This is a genomic window from Leptolyngbya sp. FACHB-8, from assembly GCF_014695575.1.
Classification (GTDB): domain Bacteria; phylum Cyanobacteriota; class Cyanobacteriia; order Elainellales; family Elainellaceae; genus Vacuolonema.
Window position 1 is genome coordinate 1 of the sequence record NZ_JACJOO010000065.1, and the last position, 25,147, is coordinate 25,147.

The 25,147-nt window shown below is 52.3% G+C and carries 22 protein-coding genes; 11 read left to right on the forward strand and 11 right to left on the reverse strand.

Translation table 11 applies throughout. The features are described 5' to 3' along the window. Positions 1–362: 362 nt before the first annotated feature. Positions 363–839, reverse strand: coding sequence for a hypothetical protein (locus H6F91_RS17040; protein ID WP_190770717.1), 477 nt, complete (start codon positions 837–839; stop codon positions 363–365). A 197-nt stretch (positions 840–1,036) separates the two neighbouring features. On the opposite strand from H6F91_RS17040, the gene aroA reads away from it, so the two are divergent. Both aroA and H6F91_RS17050 read left to right on the forward strand, forming a co-directional pair. Then, a complete protein-coding gene (gene aroA / locus H6F91_RS17045; RefSeq protein WP_190770718.1) occupies positions 1,037–2,377 on the forward strand; it encodes a 3-phosphoshikimate 1-carboxyvinyltransferase in 1,341 nt (446 codons plus the stop codon). A gap of 350 nt (positions 2,378–2,727) precedes the next feature. Next, complete coding sequence (locus H6F91_RS17050; protein WP_190770719.1) at positions 2,728–3,150, forward strand: hypothetical protein; 423 nt, start codon at positions 2,728–2,730, stop codon at positions 3,148–3,150. A gap of 148 nt (positions 3,151–3,298) precedes the next feature. Here H6F91_RS17050 and H6F91_RS17055 read toward each other — a convergent pair whose 3' ends face one another. The 3 genes from H6F91_RS17055 to H6F91_RS17065 all read right to left on the reverse strand — a co-directional run bounded on the left by H6F91_RS17055 (position 3,299) and on the right by H6F91_RS17065 (position 6,991). Beyond that, the gene (locus H6F91_RS17055) at positions 3,299–4,726 is read right to left on the reverse strand and encodes an LCP family protein (protein WP_347280054.1); all 1,428 of its coding nucleotides are present in this window, start codon (positions 4,724–4,726) and stop codon (positions 3,299–3,301) included. Positions 4,727–5,276: 550 nt separating this feature from the next. Further along, a complete protein-coding gene (locus tag H6F91_RS17060) occupies positions 5,277–5,633 on the reverse strand; it encodes a hypothetical protein (protein ID WP_190770720.1) in 357 nt (118 codons plus the stop codon). 71 nt (positions 5,634–5,704) lie between these two features. Further along, positions 5,705–6,991, reverse strand: coding sequence for a serpin family protein (locus H6F91_RS17065; protein WP_190770721.1), 1,287 nt, complete (start codon positions 6,989–6,991; stop codon positions 5,705–5,707). A gap of 309 nt (positions 6,992–7,300) precedes the next feature. Between H6F91_RS17065 and H6F91_RS17070 the strand changes: the two genes are divergently transcribed. Beyond that, positions 7,301–10,450 carry a valine--tRNA ligase gene (locus tag H6F91_RS17070; RefSeq protein WP_190770722.1) on the forward strand — a complete coding sequence of 1,050 codons (3,150 nt, stop codon included), beginning with the start codon at positions 7,301–7,303 and terminating at the stop codon, positions 10,448–10,450. 392 nt (positions 10,451–10,842) lie between these two features. Further along, a complete protein-coding gene (locus tag H6F91_RS17075; RefSeq protein ID WP_190770723.1) occupies positions 10,843–11,331 on the forward strand; it encodes a hypothetical protein in 489 nt (162 codons plus the stop codon). Between the two features lie 267 nt (positions 11,332–11,598). Here the strand turns inward: H6F91_RS17075 and gmk are convergent, their stop codons facing one another. Together gmk and H6F91_RS17085 are read right to left on the reverse strand one after the other, a co-directional pair. Next, a complete protein-coding gene (gene gmk / locus H6F91_RS17080; protein WP_190770724.1) occupies positions 11,599–12,162 on the reverse strand; it encodes a guanylate kinase in 564 nt (187 codons plus the stop codon). 77 nt (positions 12,163–12,239) lie between these two features. Beyond that, positions 12,240–12,503 carry a DUF370 domain-containing protein gene (locus tag H6F91_RS17085; RefSeq protein WP_190770725.1) on the reverse strand — a complete coding sequence of 88 codons (264 nt, stop codon included), beginning with the start codon at positions 12,501–12,503 and terminating at the stop codon, positions 12,240–12,242. An 85-nt stretch (positions 12,504–12,588) separates the two neighbouring features. Here H6F91_RS17085 and H6F91_RS17090 point away from each other — a divergent pair, with 85 nt between their 5' ends. Further along, the gene (locus H6F91_RS17090; protein ID WP_190770726.1) at positions 12,589–14,334 is read left to right on the forward strand and encodes an NFACT RNA binding domain-containing protein; all 1,746 of its coding nucleotides are present in this window, start codon (positions 12,589–12,591) and stop codon (positions 14,332–14,334) included. A gap of 198 nt (positions 14,335–14,532) precedes the next feature. Further along, positions 14,533–15,180, forward strand: coding sequence for a DUF938 domain-containing protein (locus H6F91_RS17095; RefSeq protein WP_190770727.1), 648 nt, complete (start codon positions 14,533–14,535; stop codon positions 15,178–15,180). A 259-nt stretch (positions 15,181–15,439) separates the two neighbouring features. On the opposite strand, the gene H6F91_RS17100 is transcribed toward H6F91_RS17095, so the two are convergent. Together H6F91_RS17100 and H6F91_RS17105 are read right to left on the reverse strand one after the other, a co-directional pair. Then, the gene (locus H6F91_RS17100; protein WP_190770728.1) at positions 15,440–15,568 is read right to left on the reverse strand and encodes a photosystem I reaction center subunit IX; all 129 of its coding nucleotides are present in this window, start codon (positions 15,566–15,568) and stop codon (positions 15,440–15,442) included. A gap of 72 nt (positions 15,569–15,640) precedes the next feature. Further along, positions 15,641–16,117 carry a Photosystem I reaction center subunit III gene (locus H6F91_RS17105; RefSeq protein ID WP_190770729.1) on the reverse strand — a complete coding sequence of 159 codons (477 nt, stop codon included), beginning with the start codon at positions 16,115–16,117 and terminating at the stop codon, positions 15,641–15,643. Between the two features lie 371 nt (positions 16,118–16,488). Between H6F91_RS17105 and tsaD the strand changes: the two genes are divergently transcribed. Further along, the gene (gene tsaD / locus H6F91_RS17110) at positions 16,489–17,535 is read left to right on the forward strand and encodes a tRNA (adenosine(37)-N6)-threonylcarbamoyltransferase complex transferase subunit TsaD (protein WP_190770730.1); all 1,047 of its coding nucleotides are present in this window, start codon (positions 16,489–16,491) and stop codon (positions 17,533–17,535) included. 295 nt (positions 17,536–17,830) lie between these two features. On the opposite strand, the gene H6F91_RS17115 is transcribed toward tsaD, so the two are convergent. Beyond that, a complete protein-coding gene (locus H6F91_RS17115; RefSeq protein ID WP_190770731.1) occupies positions 17,831–18,820 on the reverse strand; it encodes an alpha/beta hydrolase in 990 nt (329 codons plus the stop codon). A 245-nt stretch (positions 18,821–19,065) separates the two neighbouring features. Here H6F91_RS17115 and H6F91_RS17120 point away from each other — a divergent pair, with 245 nt between their 5' ends. Further along, positions 19,066–19,833 carry a DUF4079 domain-containing protein gene (locus H6F91_RS17120; RefSeq protein WP_190770732.1) on the forward strand — a complete coding sequence of 256 codons (768 nt, stop codon included), beginning with the start codon at positions 19,066–19,068 and terminating at the stop codon, positions 19,831–19,833. Positions 19,834–20,036: 203 nt separating this feature from the next. Here the strand turns inward: H6F91_RS17120 and rsmH are convergent, their stop codons facing one another. Further along, a complete protein-coding gene (gene rsmH, locus H6F91_RS17125; protein ID WP_190770733.1) occupies positions 20,037–20,936 on the reverse strand; it encodes a 16S rRNA (cytosine(1402)-N(4))-methyltransferase RsmH in 900 nt (299 codons plus the stop codon). A gap of 275 nt (positions 20,937–21,211) precedes the next feature. Here rsmH and H6F91_RS17130 point away from each other — a divergent pair, with 275 nt between their 5' ends. From H6F91_RS17130 to H6F91_RS17140, 3 genes are all read left to right on the forward strand, one after another. Continuing rightward, complete coding sequence (locus H6F91_RS17130; RefSeq protein ID WP_190770734.1) at positions 21,212–22,396, forward strand: NAD(P)H-quinone oxidoreductase subunit H; 1,185 nt, start codon at positions 21,212–21,214, stop codon at positions 22,394–22,396. Positions 22,397–23,102: 706 nt separating this feature from the next. After that, complete coding sequence (locus H6F91_RS17135) at positions 23,103–23,639, forward strand: zinc ribbon domain-containing protein (protein ID WP_190770735.1); 537 nt, start codon at positions 23,103–23,105, stop codon at positions 23,637–23,639. Positions 23,640–24,179: 540 nt separating this feature from the next. Then, the gene (locus tag H6F91_RS17140) at positions 24,180–24,467 is read left to right on the forward strand and encodes a hypothetical protein (protein ID WP_190770736.1); all 288 of its coding nucleotides are present in this window, start codon (positions 24,180–24,182) and stop codon (positions 24,465–24,467) included. A gap of 117 nt (positions 24,468–24,584) precedes the next feature. Here H6F91_RS17140 and H6F91_RS17145 read toward each other — a convergent pair whose 3' ends face one another. Then, the gene (locus tag H6F91_RS17145; RefSeq protein ID WP_190770737.1) at positions 24,585–25,103 is read right to left on the reverse strand and encodes a DoxX family protein; all 519 of its coding nucleotides are present in this window, start codon (positions 25,101–25,103) and stop codon (positions 24,585–24,587) included. Between the last annotated feature and the right edge of the window lie 44 nt (positions 25,104–25,147).

A 25,147-nucleotide genomic window follows, 5' to 3' on the forward strand; every position in this document is an offset into this window, starting at 1 on the left:
TGGCTCAAACGTGGGTGTTAAACGTTCAGCTTTTAGAATAGAAGCCTGAAAGCCAGTGATAACAGGGATGATAGAAAATATTAAGAAGCTCTCAAATGACCTTTAGAGGGCTGGGGTCGTAGACCCCTCAAAAATTCCTAGGGTAAGAGCGTTTTCGAGTGCCACGCAACGCGTGGCACTCGAAAACGCTCATTTTGGTATGCGCGAAGGGTACGCCAAAATGAGCACTTCAGCTTAGCTCGAACTCAAGCTTGAATGCTTTTTCTGCCCCTTTGATGTTGCCCGTTGCATATCTCATTATTCAGTAACACCTGATTTTGCATGGGTAGCGCATAGGCACGATCAAGGGGTTCAGCAGAACGTTAATCAATATCGATGTGCAAAATGTAGTGCCCTAAGTTGACTTGCTGCGCCCATAGCTCGTATTCCACTCGTAGATGGGAGGGGAGAGGATGCCCTTCGAGGGTCAGGGTACGGGTATAGTTGCGCAGCCTCAATTGATCACACTGGACGGGATCGTCGGCTTGCAGCCAGAAACGGCTGAGGCCAAAAACGCCACGCTCCCAGTAATGGCGGTAGCTGAACTTACCGTGGGTTTGCATGGTGAGAATGACACGGTAGGGCGACAAATCTAACCAGAGGAAGCGAGGAGAGGCGATCGCGGTGCTACTCGGTTCAGCATCCAGGGTATGCCCTTCTAAGGCAGGTTCTGGGAGAAGCAAGTGATAGCGCTCTGGGCCTTTTTCGTAAAGTGTTGCTGAAGCTTCCACCACCGACCAGAGGGGTAAATCCAGCGACATGTATGAAAGAGAGACAGTTTTGCGGTGATGAGTCAGCACAGCTTTGATGGAAAAAAGTGGGGTATAGAATACAAGGCACGGTGCATTATTGAAGAGGCGTATGTGCTTGGGAGGTGGAGCAAAAACCTTCACAATCCAAACTCATACTCAGAGCAAGGCTTCATGGACGTGGAGTGATAGCCAGGAATTGAACCCTTGCCCGCGTCAAAAAAACTCCTTTATCCAGCTTAATCCAAATGTCGAGCTCCCCTGTAACACTGACCATTTCTGATGCTCACCATGTCCTCACTGTATCGGCACCGCCTGAGTTAGCCCTACGGGGGCAAGTTCGGATCCCTGGGGACAAGTCAATTTCGCACCGAGCCTTAATGTTAGGGGCTTTGGCAGAAGGCGAAACTCGGATTCGTGGGTTGCTGCTGGGTGAAGACCCCCGTAGTACGGCGGCTTGTTTTCAGGCAATGGGTGCGGAAATTGCCAACCTGGAAGGCGAAGAAGTTCGCGTGAAGGGCATTGGTCTGGGCAATTTGCAAGAACCTACAGATGTGCTGAACGCTGGGAATTCGGGAACAACGATTCGGCTGATGTTGGGAATCCTGGCGTCCCATGCTGATCGCTTCTTTACAGTGACAGGAGATGGGTCGTTGCGATCGCGTCCCATGGCTCGCGTCATCACCCCGCTCGAAAAAATGGGAGCGACCATCTGGAGCCGTGGACGGGGCTTAGCACCCATTGCCGTACGCGGTCAGAATCTTCGGCCCATCCACTACCAATCTCCGGTTGCCTCGGCTCAAGTCAAATCCTGTATTTTGCTGGCCGGGCTACTGACAGAGGGCAAAACTACCGTAACGGAGCCGGCTCTCTCCCGTGATCACAGCGAACGGATGCTACGAGCCTTTGGCGCAACTATAGAAGTTGATCCCGAGACTTGCAGCGCATCGGTTATCGGTCCAACCCGCTTACAGGGCCAATCCGTTGTGGTGCCGGGAGATATCAGTTCAGCCGCGTTCTGGTTGGTAGCGGGGGCGATCGTTCCCGGCTCTGACCTGATCGTTGAAAACGTTGGTGTGAACCCTACCCGCACAGGCATTTTGGAAGCCTTGCAACAAATGGAAGCTGACATCACTCTGCTGAACGAGCGGGAAGTCGCTGGGGAACCCGTGGCCGATATTCGTATCCGTTACTCCCCTTTAAAGGCCTGCACGATCGGTGGTGATATTATCCCCCGCCTGATCGACGAGATTCCTATCCTTGCCGTTGCTGCTCTCTTCGCAACCGGCACAACGGTTATTAAGGATGCGGAGGAATTGCGGGTGAAGGAGAGCGATCGCCTTGCTGTCATGGCCTCTCAACTCACCCTGATGGGAGCCAGCGTGACCGAGCATCCTGACGGCATGGAAATTACTGGCGGTATTCCCCTGAAGGGGGCAGAGGTCGATAGTTTTACCGATCATCGGATCGCCATGAGTCTGGCGATCGCGGCCCTCAATGCGAAAGGCACCACAACGATTCGCCGGGCCGAAGCTGCAGCAGTTTCCTATCCGGATTTCACACCGACGTTGCAGCGGTTAGTGGGATAAGCACGAGGGTGGGGGGGTGGCATCTATCATCTTCTCGCCCTTAGAACTTAGAAGATTTCCAGATAAGAACTTCCCCATTATTTGGAAAAAAGGCGCGGCGAAGCCGCGCCTTTTTTCCAAATAATGGGGATATTGTTTCTCAGAAATCTCCTTAGCAAAGAAATAAAATCTCGGAGGGAGGTGTGGGCCTTGCCCGCACTCCTTCCAGAATTTTATTTAATAGCAAGTCCCTTAGCATTTCCTACGGCTGTTCAACCGTAAATTCGACTACTTCTCTGGGCCATTTATGTTTCATCTGGGAATACTTGGGAAAACGTCTGGTTATCAGACAACCCAGGGCAGCCAGTTTTATGTGGTACCAGCTCAAGAACTTCATTCAGAGTTTTAAAACCTATGCGGTTTTAAGCCCTGACCTGAAGGCTCGGCGGCAGGTGCTCCATTTGTTGCGAAATCGGCCGCTCCTGAGTTCCACAGAGTGGTATGAGATCTACGGGCATTCCTTCCAAATTTCTCCGGCGGTTACGGAGTTTGCCTATCGTTATTTAGCCGATTATTCGGGGTTGGAATTTGGGCGGGTGTTGCCGGGCGATCGCCTGGATGAAGACCTCAATTGGACAAAGATTTGCTGGTTTGATTGGCAGATTGCTCTCTGCGATGACTTCTGCGAAATCTTCTCTGTCGATCTCAGTGATGAGCTATGCGATATACCTGAGACAACCGTTCTGGCTCTGCTGCGCTTCCTGGAAGAGCGATTGCCCCCTGAGAAAAGCTGAAGGAGCCATGACCAGGATTTCCGCATTGGTATTGGGTGTGTGAAATAACCACACCCAATACCAATGCTCCCAATAACCTTTCAAGTTAAAAGCATTGTTGAGTGCCGCGCGTTGCACGGTACTCAACAATGCTCTTCATCCAATAAAATCAAAACTCGCCTTCTGAAGCCGGCTGTTGCAGCCAATCTTGGCCAAGCTGGATGGTAATGTCAGCATCCAGGTTTTCAGTGCCCTGCACGAGAATTTCTCCAACCCCAAGGGCTTGTTGCACAGCCTGGGCTTCGTCGGTGTTGCCCCGCTGCGCGAAGATGCGGGTAGACGACACAATTTCTCCCGTTTCATCTTCTACAGAGGTGCGGTCAAACCCCTGACCATTGAGTTTTTCCATGACCGAGTCAATGGCCCATTCATCGCCAGTGCTGTTGAGTATGGCAATGCGCACGCGATCGGGTTCAATGGCTTCATTAAGGGCCGTATCCGTGTGGGCGGCTTCAGCGACTTCCATTTCCGAGCTCATGGGGTCGTAGAAATATTGCGCCACCATCTCGCTGATACGGTTCTCATTGGGCAGCCAGTAGCTGACTTCATACTCACCGTTGCCGCTGAAATCTCCCGGTAGCATCAACATTTGTACACTAGAACGCTCCATCTGGGATGCGAAGCCCATTAGAGCGACCAATTCTTCTACATTCAAATTGGTATCAACGTTGTCTTGAATGACAGACAAGATTTGCGGAATTCGAGTGAGTGTGGTTGGGGTCAGCGCCTGCTCCACTAACGCTCGCATAAATTGCTGTTGCCGTTGCACTCGCCCAATATCGCCATATTGGTCATACCGGAAGCGGAGAAATTGCAGCGCCTTATTGCCATTGAGATGCTGCTCCCCTTGTTTCAGATTGATGTAGAGGTGCTGGCTCTCATCGGTGTACTTCATATCATGGGGCACGTAGAGATTAACCCCACCCAGCGCATCAATCAGCTTCTCGACACCCTGCACGTTAATCCGCACATAGCGATCGATGGGGACATCTCCCAATAAATCCTGAACTGCTGTTGCCGAGAGGGCAGCGCCACCGTAGGCGTTTGCTTCGTTGAGCTTGGTGGTTCCAACGCCCTCCACATAGGTACGCGTATCGCGTGGGATGGATAACACGACCAGCCGTTGGCCCTCGGGGTTAAAACGAATCAGCAGCATTGTATCCGACAACCCTTCAAAGGAATTGACCAGGGCGTGATAGCCCAACTCTTCCACATCAGGAGGTGGGTCGCTCACGTCGGAGCTCAGAACTTTCACTCCTAAAACCAGAATGTTGACCGGACGCGTCAGCTGCGGAAAACGGAAGTTGGCGCCGCTGGAAATGTCTTCCTGTTCAAAAACTTGTGCTTCTCTAGCGCTGAGATGGCTTTGGAGGAGGGGTGTGCTGGTGAGAGATACGGCTAACATTGCTCCTGCCCCTGCGGAAGCAATGGCGACACTGGCTAAACCCAAAGAGAACCAAACTCGACGGCCACGTTTGGATGATTTTGCGCGCCCATTAGTAGGCGCTAACCAGTTATGAATTTTGGGTTTAACCACGGGTTTCCTCAACAGGAGTCCAACACCAATGCGGATCGTTGTTCTAGCTTTGGGAAGCTACCTCAGATGGGCAGACCTGACTCCCCTGATGAGTCTATCAAAAGGCTCATGAATCAGAGAGAGCAGAAATGGTTTGAGGAAACGATCTCCTCCTCTCCCTTCGGCTCACAGGGCGAAAATTCCGGGAAATTTTCGATCCCTGGAGCTACGGTTGTGGCCGGAGCACTGACTCATGCTGCATGGTAGCAAGGTTTTCGGGTTTTGCGTCCGTATTTCTGTCAAGTACTGGGCGAATTTACTGGAAACTTATTGATACAGAGATTGATACAGAGAAGTATTGTAAGTCCACAGGCATAGAAACTCCTGTCACTTGCCTGATATCTATCCCAAAACCTACCGTTTAGAGAGGGGGTTCCACAAAGCTTGTCCCTCGAAAAAGCCCATTTTGGTGTGCGCGGAGCGAACGCCAAAATGGGCTTTTTCGAGATTGAGGTTTTTGTGGTCGATAAGCAACTGTCAAAAGAAACTGTATACGATGGGCAGCAACGATCTAGGGAAGGCGATCGCTCAACTCACTCACTCCCGGCAGGTGCACTGACTTCCGCTGCCACACCCGCAGCATGAGCCAGAAGTTGATCAGGAAATAGCTAGAGGTGGTCATGGTGTTGACAATCCACAACCAGAGGGATTGAGTATTGTGAGCCCCCGTCCCCGACAGCAGGTAGAACAATAGCCAGCACAGACCGATAGTGACGGCCATCCGGCAAATCATCCGCTCCTGGCGATCGCCCTTCCGTTGCGCCAGCTGCCACCCCGCCGGAAATACGCCAATCACCGGCAGAAGATAGACATAGAAACGAATACGCCTGAGTGCTTTGGGATCGTAGGGGTCGTCGTAGGAGGGCATAAAACCTGTCAGTGTGGGATGGAGGGGTGTTGTAAGACACCCCTCCATCCCACTGTATCAACCCCATTGGATCAACTGCCAGACGGATTCATCATCACGCCCATAAACAGGATGGCGCCTGTCTCGTTGTCTTGAATCGCGTAGAGGAAGGGGCGATCGCACACCATGCGGAAAGGCGGGTTCACGGGGAGCGAGGTGACGCCAATGCCAACGGAAGTGGCGGCAGCGGCTTCGGTGCCTTCTTCATCAACTTTAATATAGGTCTTGTGCTGCACATCACTGATGTAGAGCTGGGCGTCACCCATACCTGAGAAGTCAGCCGCATCGGGGTCAAAGGCGACGTCCATACCCAGAGCTGTGAGGGCGTCGTTGAGACCTGTCCCAAACTCACTCTCAAAGCGAGGGAGTTGGATCATGCCCGGTTGCTGGGCGAAGCGGTTCATCCAGGTCTGCCAGTTTTGAGGGGTGAGGGATTGTTGCAGAGCCTCCAGGCTGGAACCGTCGCGGGGCAGCAATACAACCATGCTGAGTCGACCATCGCCATAAGGAAGATGAATGCCCTGGAATTGGTCTGTTTGAAGATAGCGGAACTCTCCGTTCTTGGTCATCATGGGTACGGTCATCTGGCTACCATCAGCCCGGTAGAAGGGTTGTCGTTGGGTCTGGCGGCGGCTGAAGGGGTCTGTCCAGGTGCCCTTGAAGTACACAGCGTTGACTAAGAACAGGACTTCCTCTGGGCGAATTTGCTCCACAATCTTGGGAATTTTGCCCTCGGTACTGTCGCTGACCCACTCGTTGATAGTGTCTGTGGCGTTGGGGTCGGCAAAATCCATCGATTGCACTTCGGCCCGGTAGTAGTCTTGATTACGCTGCAAAAAGTCGGGGTTGAAGGTAAAGTCTTCTCGACCCCAGAGGGAATTAGCAATCCCAATTTTGACGTCTGGATCTGCGTTTTCCAGAATTGTGTCAAGGGCCGCATTGGCCTGATTCAGGTCTTCCAAGCTCATGCCCTGAAGCTCCAGGACTCTGGCCATGGCCTGCTGGGTTTCGCCACTGGCCCCGTTGTAGGTCATGGAGAGAGCGATCGCCACACTCGATGGCGAAATCATCACATTCTGCCCGTCCGCCTGCTGCATCACCTGGGAGAACAGCTTGAAGCCAAAGGCATTTTGCGAAGCCACCAGGCGATCGTCTAGCGCTGGCAAATTCTCGGGTGCTACACGCTGGCTAACTTCTGGATTTTGAGAGGGCGATCGTCCCACCCCTTCCGCCCAACCTCCGGTCATGGCACATCCCAATAAGCCCACTAATACCAGGCTACTCAGCAAAACCTGTTTCGTGCGTTGCAATTGTCGCATCTGCTCACCTCCAGCCATCTCTATGGGCGCTTATTTCTGTGATTTCATCCCAGGAAAGAAACTTTTTCCATAGCTCTACGATGCCATTCGGGACTAAAAAGTTTGAAGAGGTTGCGCTTTTTGTAACGCCTCAGGATTTACGAAGACAGAGCCCCCTACATTGTGGCGGGCTCTGTCTTTTAAGGACCTACGCATTTAGTTGTGGGTGGGGTGCAGAGTACCCCACCCACAACTAAATCCACCAACCCCCCACTCGACGTGGCAAAATCGAGGTAACTTTTCTTAATTGAGTCGCATTCCCATAAACCAATGACGGCAACCCTCCCTACCCTCCCCAGCCAATACAATCCGGCTGAAACCGAAAGCAAATGGCAGGCATTTTGGGACGAACACCAAGTCTTCAAGGCCGATCCCAACGCCCCTGGGGAACCCTACTGTGTCGTCATTCCTCCCCCCAATGTGACGGGCAGCTTGCACATGGGGCACGCCTTTGAAAACGCCCTGATTGATACCCTTGTGCGTTACCACCGCATGATCGGGCGTAACACTCTTTGGCTGCCGGGTACTGACCATGCCAGCATCGCTGTTCAAACCATTCTGGAGCGCGAATTGCGGAGCCAGGGGAAAACCCGTGCTGATGTAGGCCGTGAAGCCTTCCTGAAGCGAGCCTGGGAATGGAAAGAAGAATCGGGTAGCACTATTGTCAACCAGCTACGTCGTCTGGGAGTCTCGGCCGACTGGAGCCGCGAGCGCTTCACTATGGACGAGGGGCTGTCTGATGCGGTGCTGTATGCCTTCAATCAGCTTTATGAGGAAGAGCTGATTTATCGCGGCAACTACATGGTGAATTGGTGCCCTGCCACCCAATCCGCTGTGTCTGACCTGGAGGTCGAAAACACAGAGGTGAACGGCAACCTCTGGCACTTCCGCTACCCACTCACCGATGGCTCTGGCTTTGTGGAGGTCGCCACTACTCGGCCCGAGACGATGCTGGGGGATACGGCTGTAGCCGTCAACCCGGATGATGAGCGTTACAAAGACCTCGTGGGCAAAACCCTGATGCTGCCCATCATGCAGCGAGAAATTCCAATCATCGCTGACGAGTATGTCGACGCCAGCTTCGGAACGGGTTGCGTCAAAGTGACTCCTGCCCACGATCCCAACGACTTTGAGATGGGCAAGCGTCACGACCTACCCATGATCAACATCCTGAACAAGGACGGCACTCTGAACGAGAATGTCGCTGCAGAATTCCAGGGGCTCGATCGGTTTGTGGCTCGCAAGAAGGTCGTGGAGCGTCTGGAAGCCGATGGGTTCCTGGTGCGGGTGGAGGATTATAAGCACACGGTGCCTTATAGCGATCGCGGCAAAGTTCCCGTCGAACCCCTCCTCTCGACTCAGTGGTTCGTCAAGATCCGCCCCCTGGCCGACAATGCACTGAACTTCCTGGATAACCAGAACGACCCCATTTTCGTGCCCGAACGGTGGACGAAGGTGTACCGTGACTGGCTGGTGAGCCTGCGGGATTGGTGTATTTCTCGGCAACTCTGGTGGGGGCATCAAATTCCCGCCTGGTATGCCGTCAGTGAAACGGGCGGTGAGATTACCGACAACACCCCCTTTGTTGTGGCCATGTCGGAAGCAGAAGCCCGGACCCGGCTAGAAGCGAAGTTTGGTAGCTCTGTTGAAATTCAGCAAGACCCCGATGTACTCGATACCTGGTTCTCATCAGGGCTGTGGCCTTTCTCCACAATGGGTTGGCCCAACGACACCCCTGATCTGGCGCGCTACTACCCCACCACCACCCTGGTAACCGGGTTTGACATCATCTTCTTCTGGGTAGCCCGAATGACCATGATGGCGGGGCACTTCACCGGCAAGATGCCCTTCAAGACGGTTTACATTCACGGTCTGGTGCGGGATGAAAACAACAAGAAGATGTCCAAGTCGGCCAACAACGGCATTGACCCGTTGCTGCTGATCAACAAGTACGGCACAGACGCCCTGCGCTACACCTTGATTCGCGAGGTTGCCGGAGCTGGGCAGGATATTCGCCTGGCTTATAACCGCAAAACGGATGAGTCAGAATCCGTCGAAGCTTCCCGAAACTTCACCAACAAGCTGTGGAATGCCTCCCGCTTCGTGTTGATGAATCTGGATGGTAAGACGCCCGAGCAATTAGGCGAACCTGCCCTTGAAGATCTGGAGTTGGCCGATCGCTGGATTCTCTCCCGCTACCACCAGGTGGTGCAGCAGACTCGCACCTACACCGACAACTTTGGTCTTGGAGAAGCGGCTAAGGGGCTGTACGAGTTCATCTGGGGAGATTTCTGCGATTGGTACATTGAGTTGGCAAAATCCCGCCTGCAGCAGAAAGAAGACCCCTCTCGTCTGATTGCTCAACAAACCCTGGCCTATGTGCTGGAGGGCACCCTGCGCTTACTGCATCCCTTTATGCCTCACATTACAGAAGAGGTATGGCAGACCCTGACCCAGTCGGAGAGCAAGCGGGTACTGGCGCTGCAAGCCTACCCTGAAGCCAACGCGACCTTTATTAATCCGGAACTGGAAACTCAGTTTGATCTGGTAATCGGGACCATTCGTACGATTCGCAACTTACGAGCCGAAGCCGATGTGAAGCCCGGGGCAAAGGTGAAGACGATCCTGCGAAGTGAAGACTTGAAGGAACGCCTGATTCTCTCCGCAGCACAGTTTTACATCAAAGATCTGGCAAAGGTGGGTGAACTGATCGTCGAAGAGCCAGAACTTCCCGCCAGTGAGGCAGGAGCGATCGCCTCCACCCCGTCCACTCCTAGCTTGGATGTCAGTTCCCTAACCAATTGGACCGATCGCATCTCCTGGGATACTCTCAAGTCATTCCGCAAGCCTCTGCTGAGTCTGGGGCTGCTGTATCTGCTTCTTCTAGGACTTCGTATCGGCATTAATGTCTTCCAGGCCATTGATAGTATTGCCATTCTGCGGCCGTTCTTCAAACTGGTGGGCTTAGGCTACGCCGGTTGGTTTACCCTGCGCTATCTGGTCATTTCCGAAGGGCGGCAGGAATTGCTGGATACCATGGAAGGCTGGATTAAGGAGCCTAAATCGGTGGCTAGTCTGCCGGCTACAGAGACGCCCCCTGCTCCCCTTCCAGCCAAGGTTGAGGTGGTTCCTGAAGTGGCCCCTGAGCCAGAGACGGAACAAATGTTGGTGGGTGTAGTTGGCACCGTGCAAGTGCTGTTGCCTCTAGCAGGAGTAGTTGATCTGGTAGCATTACGCAGCAAATTGGAGCGTGACCTGGCCAAGGTGGAAGGGGAAGCCAAATCCTTGAGCGATCGCCTCTCCAACCAAAACTTCGTGGCCCGTGCCCCCGAAGACGTGGTGCAGACCGCTCGCGATGCCCTGGCAGAAGCCCAGAAGCAGGCCGAAATTTTGCGCGATCGCCTGCAACAGTTGCAGTAGAGCCTTATTCAAAGATGGGAGGTGGTGCTGAGCGCCACCTCCCATCTTTTTAGCGCCTTCCTGCCGGTTACCAGTAATTCTCATTTTGAGCTTCCAATCCGAGAGTGTATGTCCTTAGGGCACGAACTCTCGGATTGGAAGCTCAAAAAACGTTCGCCCTAGACGAGCGGTTTTCGGGCTGGATTCCAGGATGAAAATTGCTGGACTGGTACATATCCTTGTGACAGATTGCAGAATCTCGGCTAGGCTAATAAGGCACTCATGATCGGAGTCGTTATTTTACGGAGAACCCATGAAATCTTCATGGAAATAAGATATGGTTTCCTGAAATCTCCACAAGAGTGAACGATATACTTTACCTTTAAGACCTTTCGAGTTGTCATCGCCTTCAGATGAAGTATCTGGCTCAGGTCGTCAGCAAAGACCCACAAGGGACGGCGAAGTTCCAGCTACTCGCCGTTCAGAAGACTGAGTATACCTGGGTAAGATTGGCTGAAGAAGCCTATATCTTCTCGGATAAAGCTGTTTCCTTGGGTGAAGGGATGCTTGTCCTGCTTCACCTGACGGGCTCTCAAAAAATTGAATGCATCATTGATGCAAAAGATTGGCTTCTAGAATTTCTAGAACAATATTTGACCGTCGGAATTTCTCCCAAACAATTGCAGGAAGAGGCTGAACGGGCAGAACAGTGGCGACAATCCCTCACTCTTAAAAGTCAAGAACTGGCGCGGCGTGCCCTTGAAATGGAAGCCCGTCAGGATCAGATTCAACAGGTGGAGGAAAGCCTTAAACGCGAGAAAAAACAACTCGAGTTACTGGCTGCCGAATTACAAGCCAATGACGATAACCTGAGGATTAACTTCAACAGTGCAGGTAGCTAATTACTATTAGAAGAGAGAAACTAAAAGTTTCTCTCTTCTAATAGTAATTCTCGTTTTTTCTGAGTGTTTTGTGAGATGAGTAGGCAAGATACTCACCTTACAAAACAGTTGATTTAATCCCAATTCTGGATAGGCCTAAGTGCCATTTTGTCATACGCTTTGTACACAACAAAATGGGCTTTTTTTGGGGGCGTGCAAGGCGCGCCCCTCAAAAAAAGTCCATTACCCAAACTCAGGTTGTTTAACTATAGAAAACAGCTAATTCAGTTAGACAGGCATGGGGAGGGAGAGGGCTGACTCAATCTGCTTGAGCGCTACGTCCAGGTCGCCATTGACGACATGGATGTCAAATTCATTGACCGCTTCTAATTCCACCTTGGCGCGAGCGAGCCGACGAGCGATCGCTTCTTCTGAATCCTGAGCACGGGCACGCAAACGCTGCTCCAACTCCTCCATAGAAGGGGGGAGCACAAAAATTCGCATGGCCTCGGGAAACGACTCGCGAATTTGGCGGGCGCCCTCTAGCTCGATCTCGAGAATTACCGTTTTACCCTGGGCAATTTGATCAGCTACCGGGCGTCGGGGCGTTCCGTAGAAATTTCCGGCAAACTCAGCCCGTTCCAACAGTTCGCCCTGTTCAACAAGCTGTAGAAATTGGGGGCGGCTCAGAAAATGATAGTGCTCACCATCCACTTCCCCCAAGCGAGGACTGCGAGTGGTACAGGATGTCGAAAGAAAAAAGTCAGGATGGCGGCGCATCAATGCTTTTAGTAGCGTACCTTTGCCAACCCCACTGGGTCCCGTTAAAACGATCAGCTTGCCTCTACCCATTGGCCCTCTATCGCATGTGTAATGAAGATTACTATCGTATCGCAGGATGGTTGGGTCGATCGCCCACTGGTTTCTACTTATTCTTCTCCATGAATTTCTTTGCTGACCAGGAAACGATTGGCAACGGTTTCTGGTTGGATGGCTGACAGCACAACATGTCCAGAGTCTGTCACAATTACGGCGCGGGTACGACGACCGTAGGTTGCATCAATCAACTGGCCCCGATCACGAGCATCACTGATGATACGCTTGATGGGGGCAGACTCGGGGCTCACAATAGCGATGACCCGGTTCGCAGAAACAATATTGCCGAAACCGATATTGATCAGCCGTATATCCATAAAATGCCCTAAAAATCGGCAAAGATCCCATAAAGCCTTAGTGTCATGGTATCGGTTTAATTTTTGACTCACAAGTGAAATAAAAGTGCAGCCCGTTGACTTCACCACCCTGAGGGCGATTTGCGCCGATTTGCGATCGCATTGGCTCCCGGCCCGCCTGGAGCAGGTATACCAGCGCGATCGCCACACCCTGGCCCTCGGCCTGAGAACCCTGAACCGACGAGGATGGCTAACTGTGTCCTGGCATCCCCAGGCCGCCCGCCTCTGTATCGATGAAGCTCCCCCCCGTACCCCGGATACGTTTACCTTCAGTCAGCAGCTACGTCACCAGCTCAATGGGTTAGCTCTGGTGGCGATTGAGGCGATCGCCCCCTGGGAACGTGCGTTGGATCTTCAATTTGCCCGTCGTCCCGGTGACCCGCCGTTATGGCGCCTCTACGTGGAGGTGATGAACAAGTACAGCAACGTGATTCTGACCACCGCAGAAGGGCAGATTGTCACCGTGGCTCACCAGGTGAGCGCTCAGCAATCCAGTGTGCGTCCGTTACAAACTGGGCAACCTTACGAGTTTCCCCCTGCTCTGACCGAAACGATCCCTAATACGGCTGAATCGTTAGAATCCTGGCGAGAACGGGTGGCGTTGGTGCCCAAACCCTTGCGGCGAGCGTTGCAAGAGAATTACCGGGGGATGAGTTCTGTCCTGATTCGGGGAATGGGCGATCGCGCTCAAATTAATCCCGAGCAACCTACCGATCAAGTTACCGATGCCGAGTGGTTGCGCCTCTACGAAGTCTGGCAGGAATGGCTACATGCCCTTGAAGCTGAGTCCTTCCAACCGGGATGGACGCCGAGTGGCTACACCGTTTTAGGATGGGGTATGACGGCTGTGGCCTCAGACCTCCAAACCGTTGTTAGTAGCTATTACCGAGAACAACTCAACCGCCGAGAATTTGAGCAACTACGGCATCAATTGGATCAGCGCCTGCTCAGCTTGTTGAAAAAGTTATATGTCAAAGCTGAAGATTTTCAGTCGCGATTGAGTCAGTCGGACCAGGCCGATCGCTTTAAAGAACGGGCTGATCTGTTGATGGCGAACCTGCATGAGTGGCAGGTGGGGATGAACAGTATCACTCTGTCAGACTTTGCGACTGGAGAGCCTGTAACAATTTCCCTGGACCCTGAAAAGAACGCCGTTCAAAACGCTCAGGCGTTTTACAAGAAGCATCAGAAATTGAAGCGATCGCGCCAGGCCATCGAGCCTCTGTTACAGGAGGTACAGAGTGAGATCGCCTATCTGGAGCAGATTCAGGTGGCGATCGCCCAGTTCCAACACTACACCGCGCCTGATGACCTGGATTCGCTCCTGGAGATTCGCGAGGAGCTGATCCAGCAAGGCTACCTGGAAGCGACCGATGGCCGTCGTAGTTCCACCCCCGAAGAAACGACTTCCTTCCGCCGCTATCGCACCCCCAGCGGCTTTGAAGTTTGGGTAGGCCGCAACAACCGCCAGAACGATCAACTCACCTTCCGTTTAGCAACCGACTACGATCTCTGGTTTCACAGCCAGGAAATTCCGGGTAGTCACGTGCTGCTGCGCCTTCCGGCCGGGGCTGCCCCTGATGATGTCGATCTCCAGTTCACCGCTAACGTTGCGGCTTACCATAGCCGTGCTGCCCAGAGCGAGCAGGTACCTGTGGTTTACACGGCTCCCCGCTACGTTTTCAAACCAAAAGGCGCGAAGCCAGGCATGGCACTGTACAAACAGGAAACCATCATCTGGGGAGAACCTCAGAAGGCTGCTCAGTATGTTGTTAAAGAGGGTGAGGAGTAGGAGAGTAGTGATGCCTAGTAGGCTGGGGCAGAAGTGTACAACCTATTTTTTGTGGTGGGGTGCGAAGCACCCCACCACAAAAAATAGGCAACGAACTTAGGCCGTAGCCTACTAGGGATATTTTGGGCAATCGCTACCCAAACAACTCAGACTACCCAGTTCAACACAGGCCCCCCGTTCCTCTGCTTCCCTGCCCTTATGCCCACGCCCGACGCTCGCCTTTACGCCCCTGCAACCCAGCGCAACCGTGAACCCATTTTAGAAGTCCTGCGCCAGGTTCTTCCGGCGGATGGAACTGTTCTAGAAATTTCCAGTGGTACAGGAGAGCACGCGATATTCTTCGCGCCCTTACTACGGCCTCGCCAATGGCTTCCTTCGGATCCAGACCCGAATGCCCGTGCCAGTATTGCTGCCTGGCAGCGAGAGTGCCCCGCCGATAACCTGCACCCCCCGATCGCCCTGAATGCACAGGAACCGCTCTGGCCGCTGGAGGAGGGGTTTGCAGGGGTGGATCTGCAACAGTATCCAGTGCGGGCGATCGTGAATATCAACATGATTCACATCGCGCCCTGGGCGGCCTGTTTAGGGCTGATGGCTGGAGCCGGGCGGATTCTGCCATCTGGTGGCATCCTCTACCTCTATGGCCCTTTTAAGCTGAATGGTCAGCATGCGGCTCCCAGCAACGAGGCCTTCGACCAATCCCTACGGATGCGAGATCCAGACTGGGGCGTGCGCGATCTAGAGTCTGTTACAGCAGTCGCTGAAGAGAATGGTCTGAAGCGGATTCAGGTCGTTTCAATGCCTGCAAATAATGTCTCGGTGGTTTTTCAGCGATGTTCGCCTTGAACAGCGACCCTCTGAGCTATGACATCTCCTTGGATAGCGCAGTGCGCTCAGATTCAGGACGTTGAATTTTTGAGAAGCCGAGCCTTCATGTGGCTTCTCAAAAAACGGTTCTGACCAGGTCGTGTCAGGCTATAACGGGCATTCTGTCGCTCTTGGGGCAAAAGTTAAGGGTGTGACGCATTGCATCACACCCTTAACTATGGAAACCGCGTATGGAAAAAGGGGGCATGATACCCCCAGGAAAACCATTCCTAGAAAACTAGGGAATGGGTGCAAACAGCAAATCTGGGAACAAGCGGTTGATCTCAATCAGCAGGCTGGCGAGAACGACCACAGTAACTGTAGCCAGAACTGGGGCTGTAGATAGGTATTTGACGAAGTATTGCATAGTTCGTGCTCCACAGTATCGGACAAGGACGACAACGAAAAATCAGGAGAATTTAGCCAAAAAGGCCAGCCCCTAGCGAGGCGAGACCGGAATCTCGTTATCGGCAGCCGTCAGCTTACCTGTGGTGAACTCTCGCAGAGCTGCAAGGGGCCAGAGAAAGCTGGAGGCGATAATACCCAGTGCTTTGGGTACATCAATGATGATTTCATCCATCTCGGGGCTTGTCCCACGCCGAGGGGAATTCAGGTAAGTGCGGCCGGACCAGCCAATCAATCCTGCAATGTACAGGAACAGAATGCTGGGGATAATGAACTCACCCAGGTGATTCAAGCTGCCGTCAACGATCAGATGAGGCAACCCATCTTCTTCGCCGCAGAGAACTTGAGAGTAACGCTCAAACCGCAGTTTGGTCTGAGGGGTAACTGCCTTGGATGCCCGAGCCTGGAAGGCTGGGGTATCAGCACAGGTGGTTAGGTTGTAGGCTGAAGCTGGAGGCACGATTCCAATCCAAAGAACCACTGCCAGAGCAAGAGCAAACAATTTGCGCATGGAATTGTTTCCCTTTGTTACAAAAAGCTAAGTTTTTTGTAGAAAAAATTAAGTTGTTTGTATGAAGCCCATTCAAACTTCAGGGTAATCATACTCTGCCAGGGATTCAGCTTAACGTTAAGCTTTTAGAAGTTGCATCTTGATGAAAATAGAGACCAAAAAGTGGTATGGGCTGCTTAGATGGCGATCGCTATGTAACGCTCCAAAACCTTGCCCAGAGAGCTTTTGGCTATTCTTCCTTGGCACTCATTCAAGATTGTTAATTGAGTTTTTGACTGCGGAATAGAGAGCTTTGTAACGATTTTTGTTTCATGCTCTTCTATGTAGTTTTGTAAATTTTGACCGATTTTGTAGAGCAGGGTTAAGAGTAGATGGCGACCGTTTTGGCAATTGAAACCAGTTGTGATGAAACTGCTGTGGCTGTGGTGCGCAATCGCTGCATCCTCAGCAATGTGGTTGCCTCTCAAATCGCGGTGCATCAGCCCTATGGCGGTGTTGTGCCGGAGGTGGCATCACGGCAACATTTGGAGACGGTGAATGGGGCGATCGCCCAGGCTTTAGAGGAATTTGGTGAAGGGTGGGATGCCATTGATGGGATTGCCGCTACCTGTGCTCCGGGATTGGTAGGGGCATTGATGGTGGGTTTAACTGCCGCGAAAACCCTGGCTCTCTTGCACGAGAAGCCGTTTCTTGGAGTTCATCATTTAGAAGGTCATATCTATGCCAGTTACCTGGCCGCTCCAGACCTGCAACCGCCATTTCTCTGCCTTCTGGTGTCGGGTGGCCACACCAGTCTGATCTATGTCAAAGATTGCGGCCATTACGAAACCTTAGGAGAAACCCGCGACGATGCAGCGGGGGAGGCCTTCGACAAGGTGGCCCGCTTGCTGGATTTGGGTTATCCCGGTGGCCCTGTGATCGATCGCTTGGCCCAGGAGGGTAATGCCCAGGCATTTCCCTTGCCCGAGGGGCAAATTTCCCTGCCAGGTGGTGGATTTCATCCCTATGACTCCAGCTTCAGCGGCCTGAAGACAGCGGTGCTGCGCTTGACTCAAACGTTGCAGCAACGTCCCGAACCAATTCCCGTTGCAGACCTGGCTGCCAGTTTTCAAGCAACAGTGGCACGGGCGTTGACGAAGCGGGCGATCGCCTGTGCTCTCGACTATGGTCTCACCACCATTGTGGTCGGGGGTGGCGTCGCCGCTAACCGTGGGCTGCGAGAACATCTAACGGCTGCTGCTGAGGCTCGCAATTTGCGGGCATTTTTCCCACCGCTCAAGTTTTGTACGGACAACGCGGCCATGATTGCCTGCGCCGCTGCTGATCACCTGAACCGGGGGCACCGGTCAACACTAGCCCTGGGAGCACAATCCCGGATGCCCTTGTCGAAAGTTATGGAGTTGTATAGCCTGACGTAATTCAGTTAACACAGGTGATGCTTGAAAAGCCCCGTATCATGTGGCTTTTCAAGCATCACCTGATTCTAAACCTGTAGGGTTACCGACCCTATCTAACCTCAGCTCGGGATAAGCTGAAGTGCTCATTTTGGCGTGCGTTTTGCGCACGCCAAAATGAGCGTTTTCGAGTGCCGCGCAACGCGCGGCACTCGAAAACGCCCTTAACCCGAACTCAGGTTATCTAAGTAGTTCGCCAAGCGTCCTTTGAGGGTTTGATACGGCCTGCGAAGCTTGCCACATCAAATTATCTTCAAACCTATGCAGAGGTTGGAAGACTATCGCTATGCTTCTGCAAAATGTCCAGGATGATCTGGCTGACGTAATCAGTCTGCTCCAACATAGCCAGGTGACCGCAATCCGGAATCTCGATCACATTGTTTGCGTTGTTGTGAAAGAGTGAGTGGAAACTGGCGAGATGCTGCACATATTGAGGCTCCATCACGGTATCCTGCTGCCCTGTGAGGAAATACACGGGTTGCTTGAGGCGGGAAACCACTTGAGGTAAGCGATGGACTTCTTCCTCAGTGGTGGAATCAAGCAGGGCACCTAAGGCAGCTTCAGGGTCAGCTGCTGTCCAGTCTACAAGTCGCCGTCGCCCCCAGGAGCGGGGAAGCGGTCGGGCCACATTCATCCAGGCCATCATGCGGTCAAGCAGCGGCAAGTAGCAAAGCCAGCGAGGGCGCAGTCTAACCAATTGCTCCCCAGCGGCCCGGAATCGCTCAAATTCCTCTTTGAGATAAATGCCACCGCCAGAGTTGACGCAGATGACCCCTTTGACGCGATCGCCCATCTGATCCGCTGCCCAAAGCGAAATGCTGCCCCCCAGGGAATGCCCTACAAGCCATACATTGGAAAGATTCAGCTTCTCTAACAGAATTTCGAGATCATGGGCATAGTCAGCAGGGGTATAGCGCCCTGAGGAAATTTCTGTATTGAGTGTTTCGGTAGAAACGCCTTGCTCAAGGGGGAGCGTCGCTGGAGATGAGGGACGCGAGGGAGAGGCGGCTACCTGGGCTGCTGGAGAGAGCCGGGCAACGCGAACCTGCCGAGAAGTCTGGGAATCTCCGAAGCCCCGTAGGTCGTAAGTGAGGCATTGGTAATAGGGGGAAAGCTGTTGGATTAACGGTTGCCAGTAGGCGCGGCTCAGAAGCCAACCGTGAACGAACACCAAAACCGGAGGCGTTTTGGCAGGGGACGTCAACTCGTATGCGTGGGGAACCCCTAGAACTTCGACAGTGCTTACCATGCTTCTATCCTAGCCCGAAGTGAGGGGGAAACGGGGGATCGGTTGAGCCTCTTTCTGGGAGGGAATTGCGGTTTTCATCCCGCACATTGCATGTTGCTACAGTTCTCAGGTTGCTCTCGGGTTTTGACGGTAAAATCTGCGTGACTTTAATCCCTAATGGTTGCGTTCAAATGGGTTGAAATTTGAGCAATCCATTTCCTGACTTTGTTCGTATTGGTTATACCGCTCTTACAGGGAGACCGTCCATGAGTGCGAAGGATTTGGCAACCATTCTGCATCCGGCGATCGCCGCCTTCTATGTATTTCCGTTAATCGGCATTGCTGTTTACTATGCCTGGCAGACGCGCCAACGGCGGCTGCAAGCTCAGGCAGATGGCAAAAGCAAAATTCCTCCAGTGGTCGGTTCTGAGCATTTGAAGTTAGGAAAATGGTTAAGCGCCTCGGTGGTGGGAATTGCCCTGCTAGGAATGGCACAGCCCATTGTGAAAAAGCTGATCTTCGATTCCCAAAATTGGGCGGCTAACTCCACGCGCTTCTTCCTGATTCTGCTGTTTTTTGTTGCCACGATCGCCTCTCTCGTGATGCTGTATCGTGCCCGAACTCCGTTATGGCGAGCAGTGTTCGCGACTCTTTGCGGCATGGGGGTGATTATTATTGGTTTCCAGAAATTTCAAGCTGGGGATGGCAACCTTTACCCCCTCGTCTTCCGGCGTGATTATGAGTGGTATGTGTCCCATTTCTACTTCGGGATGGGAGCCACGATGCTGATGATTTTTTCGCTGGCGACCATACCCGATATTTACAAGGATCGCTCTAACGGTTGGCGAAAGGCTCATGCGCTGCTGAACTGTGTTGCCCTTTTGTTCTTCATTTTTCAGGGAATCACTGGGGCACGAGATCTCATCGAAATCCCGCCAAGTTGGCAACAGCCCTATGTAGAACAGCTGTATATCAATAACTGCCAGGCTCAACCTTGCCAGGTGACGCCCGCTGCGCCTAGTCCTGCTCCTTAATCCTTGAAACGTCCTTGCGATGCCTGACAACGCTTGTAGGGGCGGGTTTTGGCCTTATTTTTGCATCACATCCAGAATTATTTTTCCAACCCGCCCTTGCTTGCGATCGCCTACAACTACAGCGAGGGCAGGTTTTGCCGGGAGGTTAACATCACAGGCGAAGGTGATCTGCTAAACCCTTTCCTACCCTTGCGGATGAACGTTTATGATTCGTTATTCTTTTTGGCGGCGATGCGAAGCTTGGCCGATCGCGCTCTCGGATTTGCCTCTAACTCGGCCTCTTGAGCCTCAATCGGTTTCTTCGTAATGACCGTCAGCTCTGGATGATTGCGGAAGCCGTGCTTTACCAGTCGATCCTCCAAGCTATGGAAGCTGATGATGGCAATCCGGCCTTCTGGCTTGAGCCAATTAGGCGCGGTTTGTAGAAGGTGCTCCAGTACCTCCAACTCACGGTTTACGGCAATGCGGAGGGCCTGAAAAACTCGGGTAGCTGGGTGAATGCGGCCATAGCGGTATTTGGGAGGCACACAGCGGGCGATCGCCTCTGCCAATTCCGTGGTCGTTTCAAAGGGCCGCTGCTCTACAATGCGCCTGGCCATACGCCGGGATAGCCGCTCTTCTCCATAGGTGTAGAAAATCCGCGCTAGCTCTGCCTCATCTTCTTCATTAATCAGGTCAGCTGCGCTGAGAGGTTGATGGGGGTTCATTCGCATATCCAGAGGCGCGGTCTGCCGGAAGCTAAAGCCTCGCTGGGCTTGATCCACCTGGGCAGAGCTAATTCCCAAGTCGGCCAGGATGCCGTCGAAACGCTGGTTGCCAGGGTTGAAGTCTGCGAAGTTGGTGGCGTGAAATTGGACGCGATCGCCAAACTCCTTTAAATTTTCCTGTGCCGCTGCCAGCGCCATCGGGTCTTGATCCAGCGCTGTTACCCTGACTCCGGGAGCCGATTCTAAAATCCGCCGACTGTGCCCACCGCCGCCTATGGTTGCATCCAGATAATGGCCGTTGGCCTGAATGGCCAAGCCCGCAATCACCTCATCCGGTAACACGGGGATATGGTGGAACTCAGGGGATTCTTCAAGAAGGGTGGGGCGATCGCTCAAGGGACTCTCTCAACAAATGCACAGCACAGAAAGCATAACCAGGACTCTGATACTTTGTGTTAGCTATCCACCTACCGCAGCATAGTTATTGAAAAAAATCTATGCAGTAAAACTTATGCATAGACTACTGAAAAGTAATTGACCCCAAGCCTCAGACTGCTTACAGAAGGCTATAAAATCCTTCATAATCTTAAGAGTATCCAGCACAGTCTCCCGGCTAATCTCGATTCTTCTAACCCTACCCCGAATTTCACGTACCAGGAGAGAGCACCGCTATGCCGATGATCGAAACTAAAACCGAACCCATGGTTCTCAACATGGGGCCACACCACCCGTCAATGCACGGGGTGTTGCGCCTGATTGTGACCCTGGACGGCGAAGATGTGATCGACTGCGAACCTGTCATTGGCTACCTCCACCGGGGCATGGAGAAGATCGCAGAAAATCGCACTCCCATCATGTACATCCCCTATGTAAGCCGCTGGGACTACGCGGAAGGGATGTTCAACGAGGCGGTTGTGGTCAACGCCATTGAGAAACTGGCAGATGTGCCCATTCCCCGCCGCGCCAGCTACATCCGCGTCATTATGTTGGAGCTGAACCGGATTGCCAACCACCTGCTGTGGCTTGGCCCCTTCATGGCAGACGTGGGTGCTCAAACTCCTTTCTTCTACATCTTCCGTGAGCGGGAGCTGATCTATGACCTGTGGGAAGCTGCAACGGGCTATCGCATGGTCAACAACAACTACTGGCGCATTGGCGGTGTAGCCGCTGACCTGCCCTATGGTTGGGTGGATAAGTGCTACGACTTCTGTGACTACTTCCTGCCCAAGGTGGATGAGTACGAGAAGCTGATCACCGACAACCCCATCTTCCGCCGTCGTGTGGAAGGGGTGGGCACGATTACCCGTGACCAGGCGATCAACTGGGGTCTATCTGGCCCCATGCTGCGTGGCTCTGGCGTGCAGTGGGACTTGCGCAAGGTTGACCACTACGAGTGCTACGACGACTTCGACTGGGACGTTCACTGGGAAACCGCTGGCGACTGCTTCGCCCGCTACGTGGTGCGGATTCGTGAAATGCGTGAATCCATCAAGATTATTCGTCAGGCTCTCAAGGGTCTGCCCGGCGGTCCCTACGAGAACTTGGAAGCCCAGCGCATGGCTGGTGGTCCCAAGTCAGAGTGGAACACCTTTGACTACCAGTTCATTGGTAAGAAGATTGCTCCCACCTTTAAGATTCCCAAGGGCGAAAACTACGTCCGTGTGGAAAGCGGTAAGGGTGAGTTGGGTATCTATGTGATTGGTGATGACAACGTCTTCCCCTGGCGCTTCAAGATCCGCGCTGCTGACTTTGTGAACCTGCAAATTCTGCCCCACATTCTGAAAGGGGTGAAGGTCGCAGACATTGTGGCAATTCTCGGTAGCATTGACATCATTATGGGTTCTGTTGACCGTTAATTGAGCGATCGCAATTCGTTCTAGAAAAATGCGCTGTGGCAAAGCACAGCGCATTTTTATTACTTCTTTAACCCGTTTGTGCTGTTCTCAAGCTCTCCTAATTGAGCCGTAAAAGTTGTTTGAAACGGTTGATTTCCGTGTTCTAAAAAGTGAGAAAACTAACTGTTTAAAACGGTTTTTAAGAACCTATTGAAGAAGGTAATTTTCCGTGCCTTTAGGACGCGGAAAATACCTTTTTCATGGCTTTTCAATCAGCTTTTAATATTATCCAGCCTGGCTTCGTTCAAGGGTTTGGAGGCGGTGTTGGCTGTTCTTTTCAGCGCCGTTCTATTTCGCGAAGACTATTCGGCCTTAAAATTGCCTGGGGTGTTTCTCGTTGTTGGAATTACGTTTCTTTGTTCAGGTAATGCTTAAGTAGGTAGGCGATCGCCCTTCCAGCCATGCTGATTCCAGTATGTTTTGGGACGTGAAATCCAGGATTTTACGTCCCAAAACATACCTGGCGAGTTAACCCTAAACCCAGTTGAACTAGTGTGAGAGTGCTCACATAAAACCTTTACGTTCCCTCAGCATTGTTATACTTGCCAAAAAATGGCGCTGCGGATTTTGGGTACGAGCTTGAGCAAACGATCAAGGTTTCGGTTCTCAACGGCTTGTTTAGCAGTTGCAACGGTTCACACCGTTTAACAGAAATAAGGAGGGCGTCATGGGATATGGGGCAACATTAGCCGAAGGGTGGCAACTCTATGTGGACAATGAGGCTGGGCAAACCCGTTTAACGACTCTTCAGGGTAACGCTGGCCAACAGCAGAGCCAGACGATCGCCTTTCTGACTGGTTTCTGGACCGTGCCTCCCACTCTTTTTCGTACACCTCAAGGGTTCATCCTGCGAATCGAGGGCGAATCGGGACAAACCTATGTGCAAATCCAACCAGGTGGTGTTCAGGCTCTTAACACGTCACCCAACCTGGCAGCAGCAGATGTTATACCCCTAACGCAGCGCACCCATTCAGTCCCAGGGGCAATGCCTCCCATGGCCCCATTGCCACCCATGCAACCCCTGCCGCCGATGCAGATGAATCCCATGCGTATGCGGATGGGAGACATGGAGATGCAAATGGGCAACGCTTCCACTCCAGACCCAATGCGAAAGTTTTGTCCTCAGTGCGGACAGCCAGTGCGGGTGGGCGATCGCTTCTGCTCCAGTTGTGGGCATCGCTTGGGGGAATTGACGCAATCCTAAGGGTTGTGAGTTTAATAGAACCCCGATTTTTTGAGGAAAGCTCGGCGTAGTCAAGCTTTCCTCAAAAATCGGGGTTCTACTTTGTACAAGATCAATACGGCTAAATTCCTATCCATCCTGCGCCAATTCCAACATCCCTTTTTCTATCCTCGCAAGACTGATGCAAGTTGGCTCTAGCTGCTGCATTGTGATGGGTGCGCTGGCTGAAACGCAAGCTTAATGATGTTGTTTCTTTAAGAAACACTGCAAGTTATTAATATTAATGTTTTTACATGTTTCTCAACTTTGTTCTGGGATCGCCATGAGGAAAGGAACCTGGCTTTTCTAAAGAAAAATGAATGAATTTGTAGTCGTTAAATCTTCTTGCAAGACGGCCAGGGAATCAGAATCCTGCGATTGAATGGAAGCATAGGATGCAATAGGCAAGCGCATAACTGGGAGGTGTTAAAGGATTGTAACAACCTCTGGATATGTGCCCTTTACTTGTTGCTGAGGCTGTTATTGTTTCCCGTTGTCGAGTCGTGAGAAGGGCTAATTAATATGAACTGGTATGGGCAACTTACTCGGCTAGTGTTGGATTATTACCGGGAAGACCTGCCACAACTTCGGCAAATTCAAAACCTGCAAAGGTGTAAAGTTTTTCGCCGTTGGGGTGTATTAAAAATTGATTGCCGCGATCGCAAAATCGCCGAAGAACTATCTGCTGCCGCTGCCATCTTACAAGAACCTATTGCTCAGCTTAGAATTGCTCACCAGATTAATATTTTGTGGCGAGGTGAGCTTGTACTATCGTTGCCCGTCGATGATTCTCGCCTCAAAACCTGGTAATTCTCAAGCCAACTTCAATTTGGGAAGAACAGGACTTTGCCTGGTTTCTTCCGTATTAAAAAGAGTGGGAGCCAAGCTCCCACTCTTTTTAATAGCTAATGCTATCAGCGATCAAAATTACCTTACATTTGCTTTCTGAGGTGCAGTTGCCGGGGCCGCTACGCTGGCATGAGTCGGTAGCATTGCATTTAACCAACCTGCTACTAACGCATCCAGGGAAAACAAACCGGCTCCATTAATCAGGAACACCAGGAAGCAGGCGGCATACAGCATCGACAGCTCCAGGTAGGGAATGCTGAATCCCGCCACCTTAATGTGGTGGTACATCGCGACCAGCATGGTCGAGAACAACCCTAAGGCTGCCGGACGAGTCAATAACCCAACAGCGAGCAACGGTGCTGCTAGCAGCTCGGTATAACCAGCCAGGTAACTAAAGAAGATGGGAAACGGCAACCCAATCACCTTCACATAAGCTTCAGCAAAGCTTTCGATATTGGAAAGCTTGTCCAATCCGTTGTGAATCATTACCAGACCTGCCACCACACGCAGAATCAACCAGGCTGCCTGGGAGGCATAATTCGGAACAAGGTTCGGCCGCAATACGGCCAGAACCAGAGTGGAGAGACGCTGAATCATGATGTATGCCGCCAAAAGTATGTTGAGTTTCTATAAGCACTCTT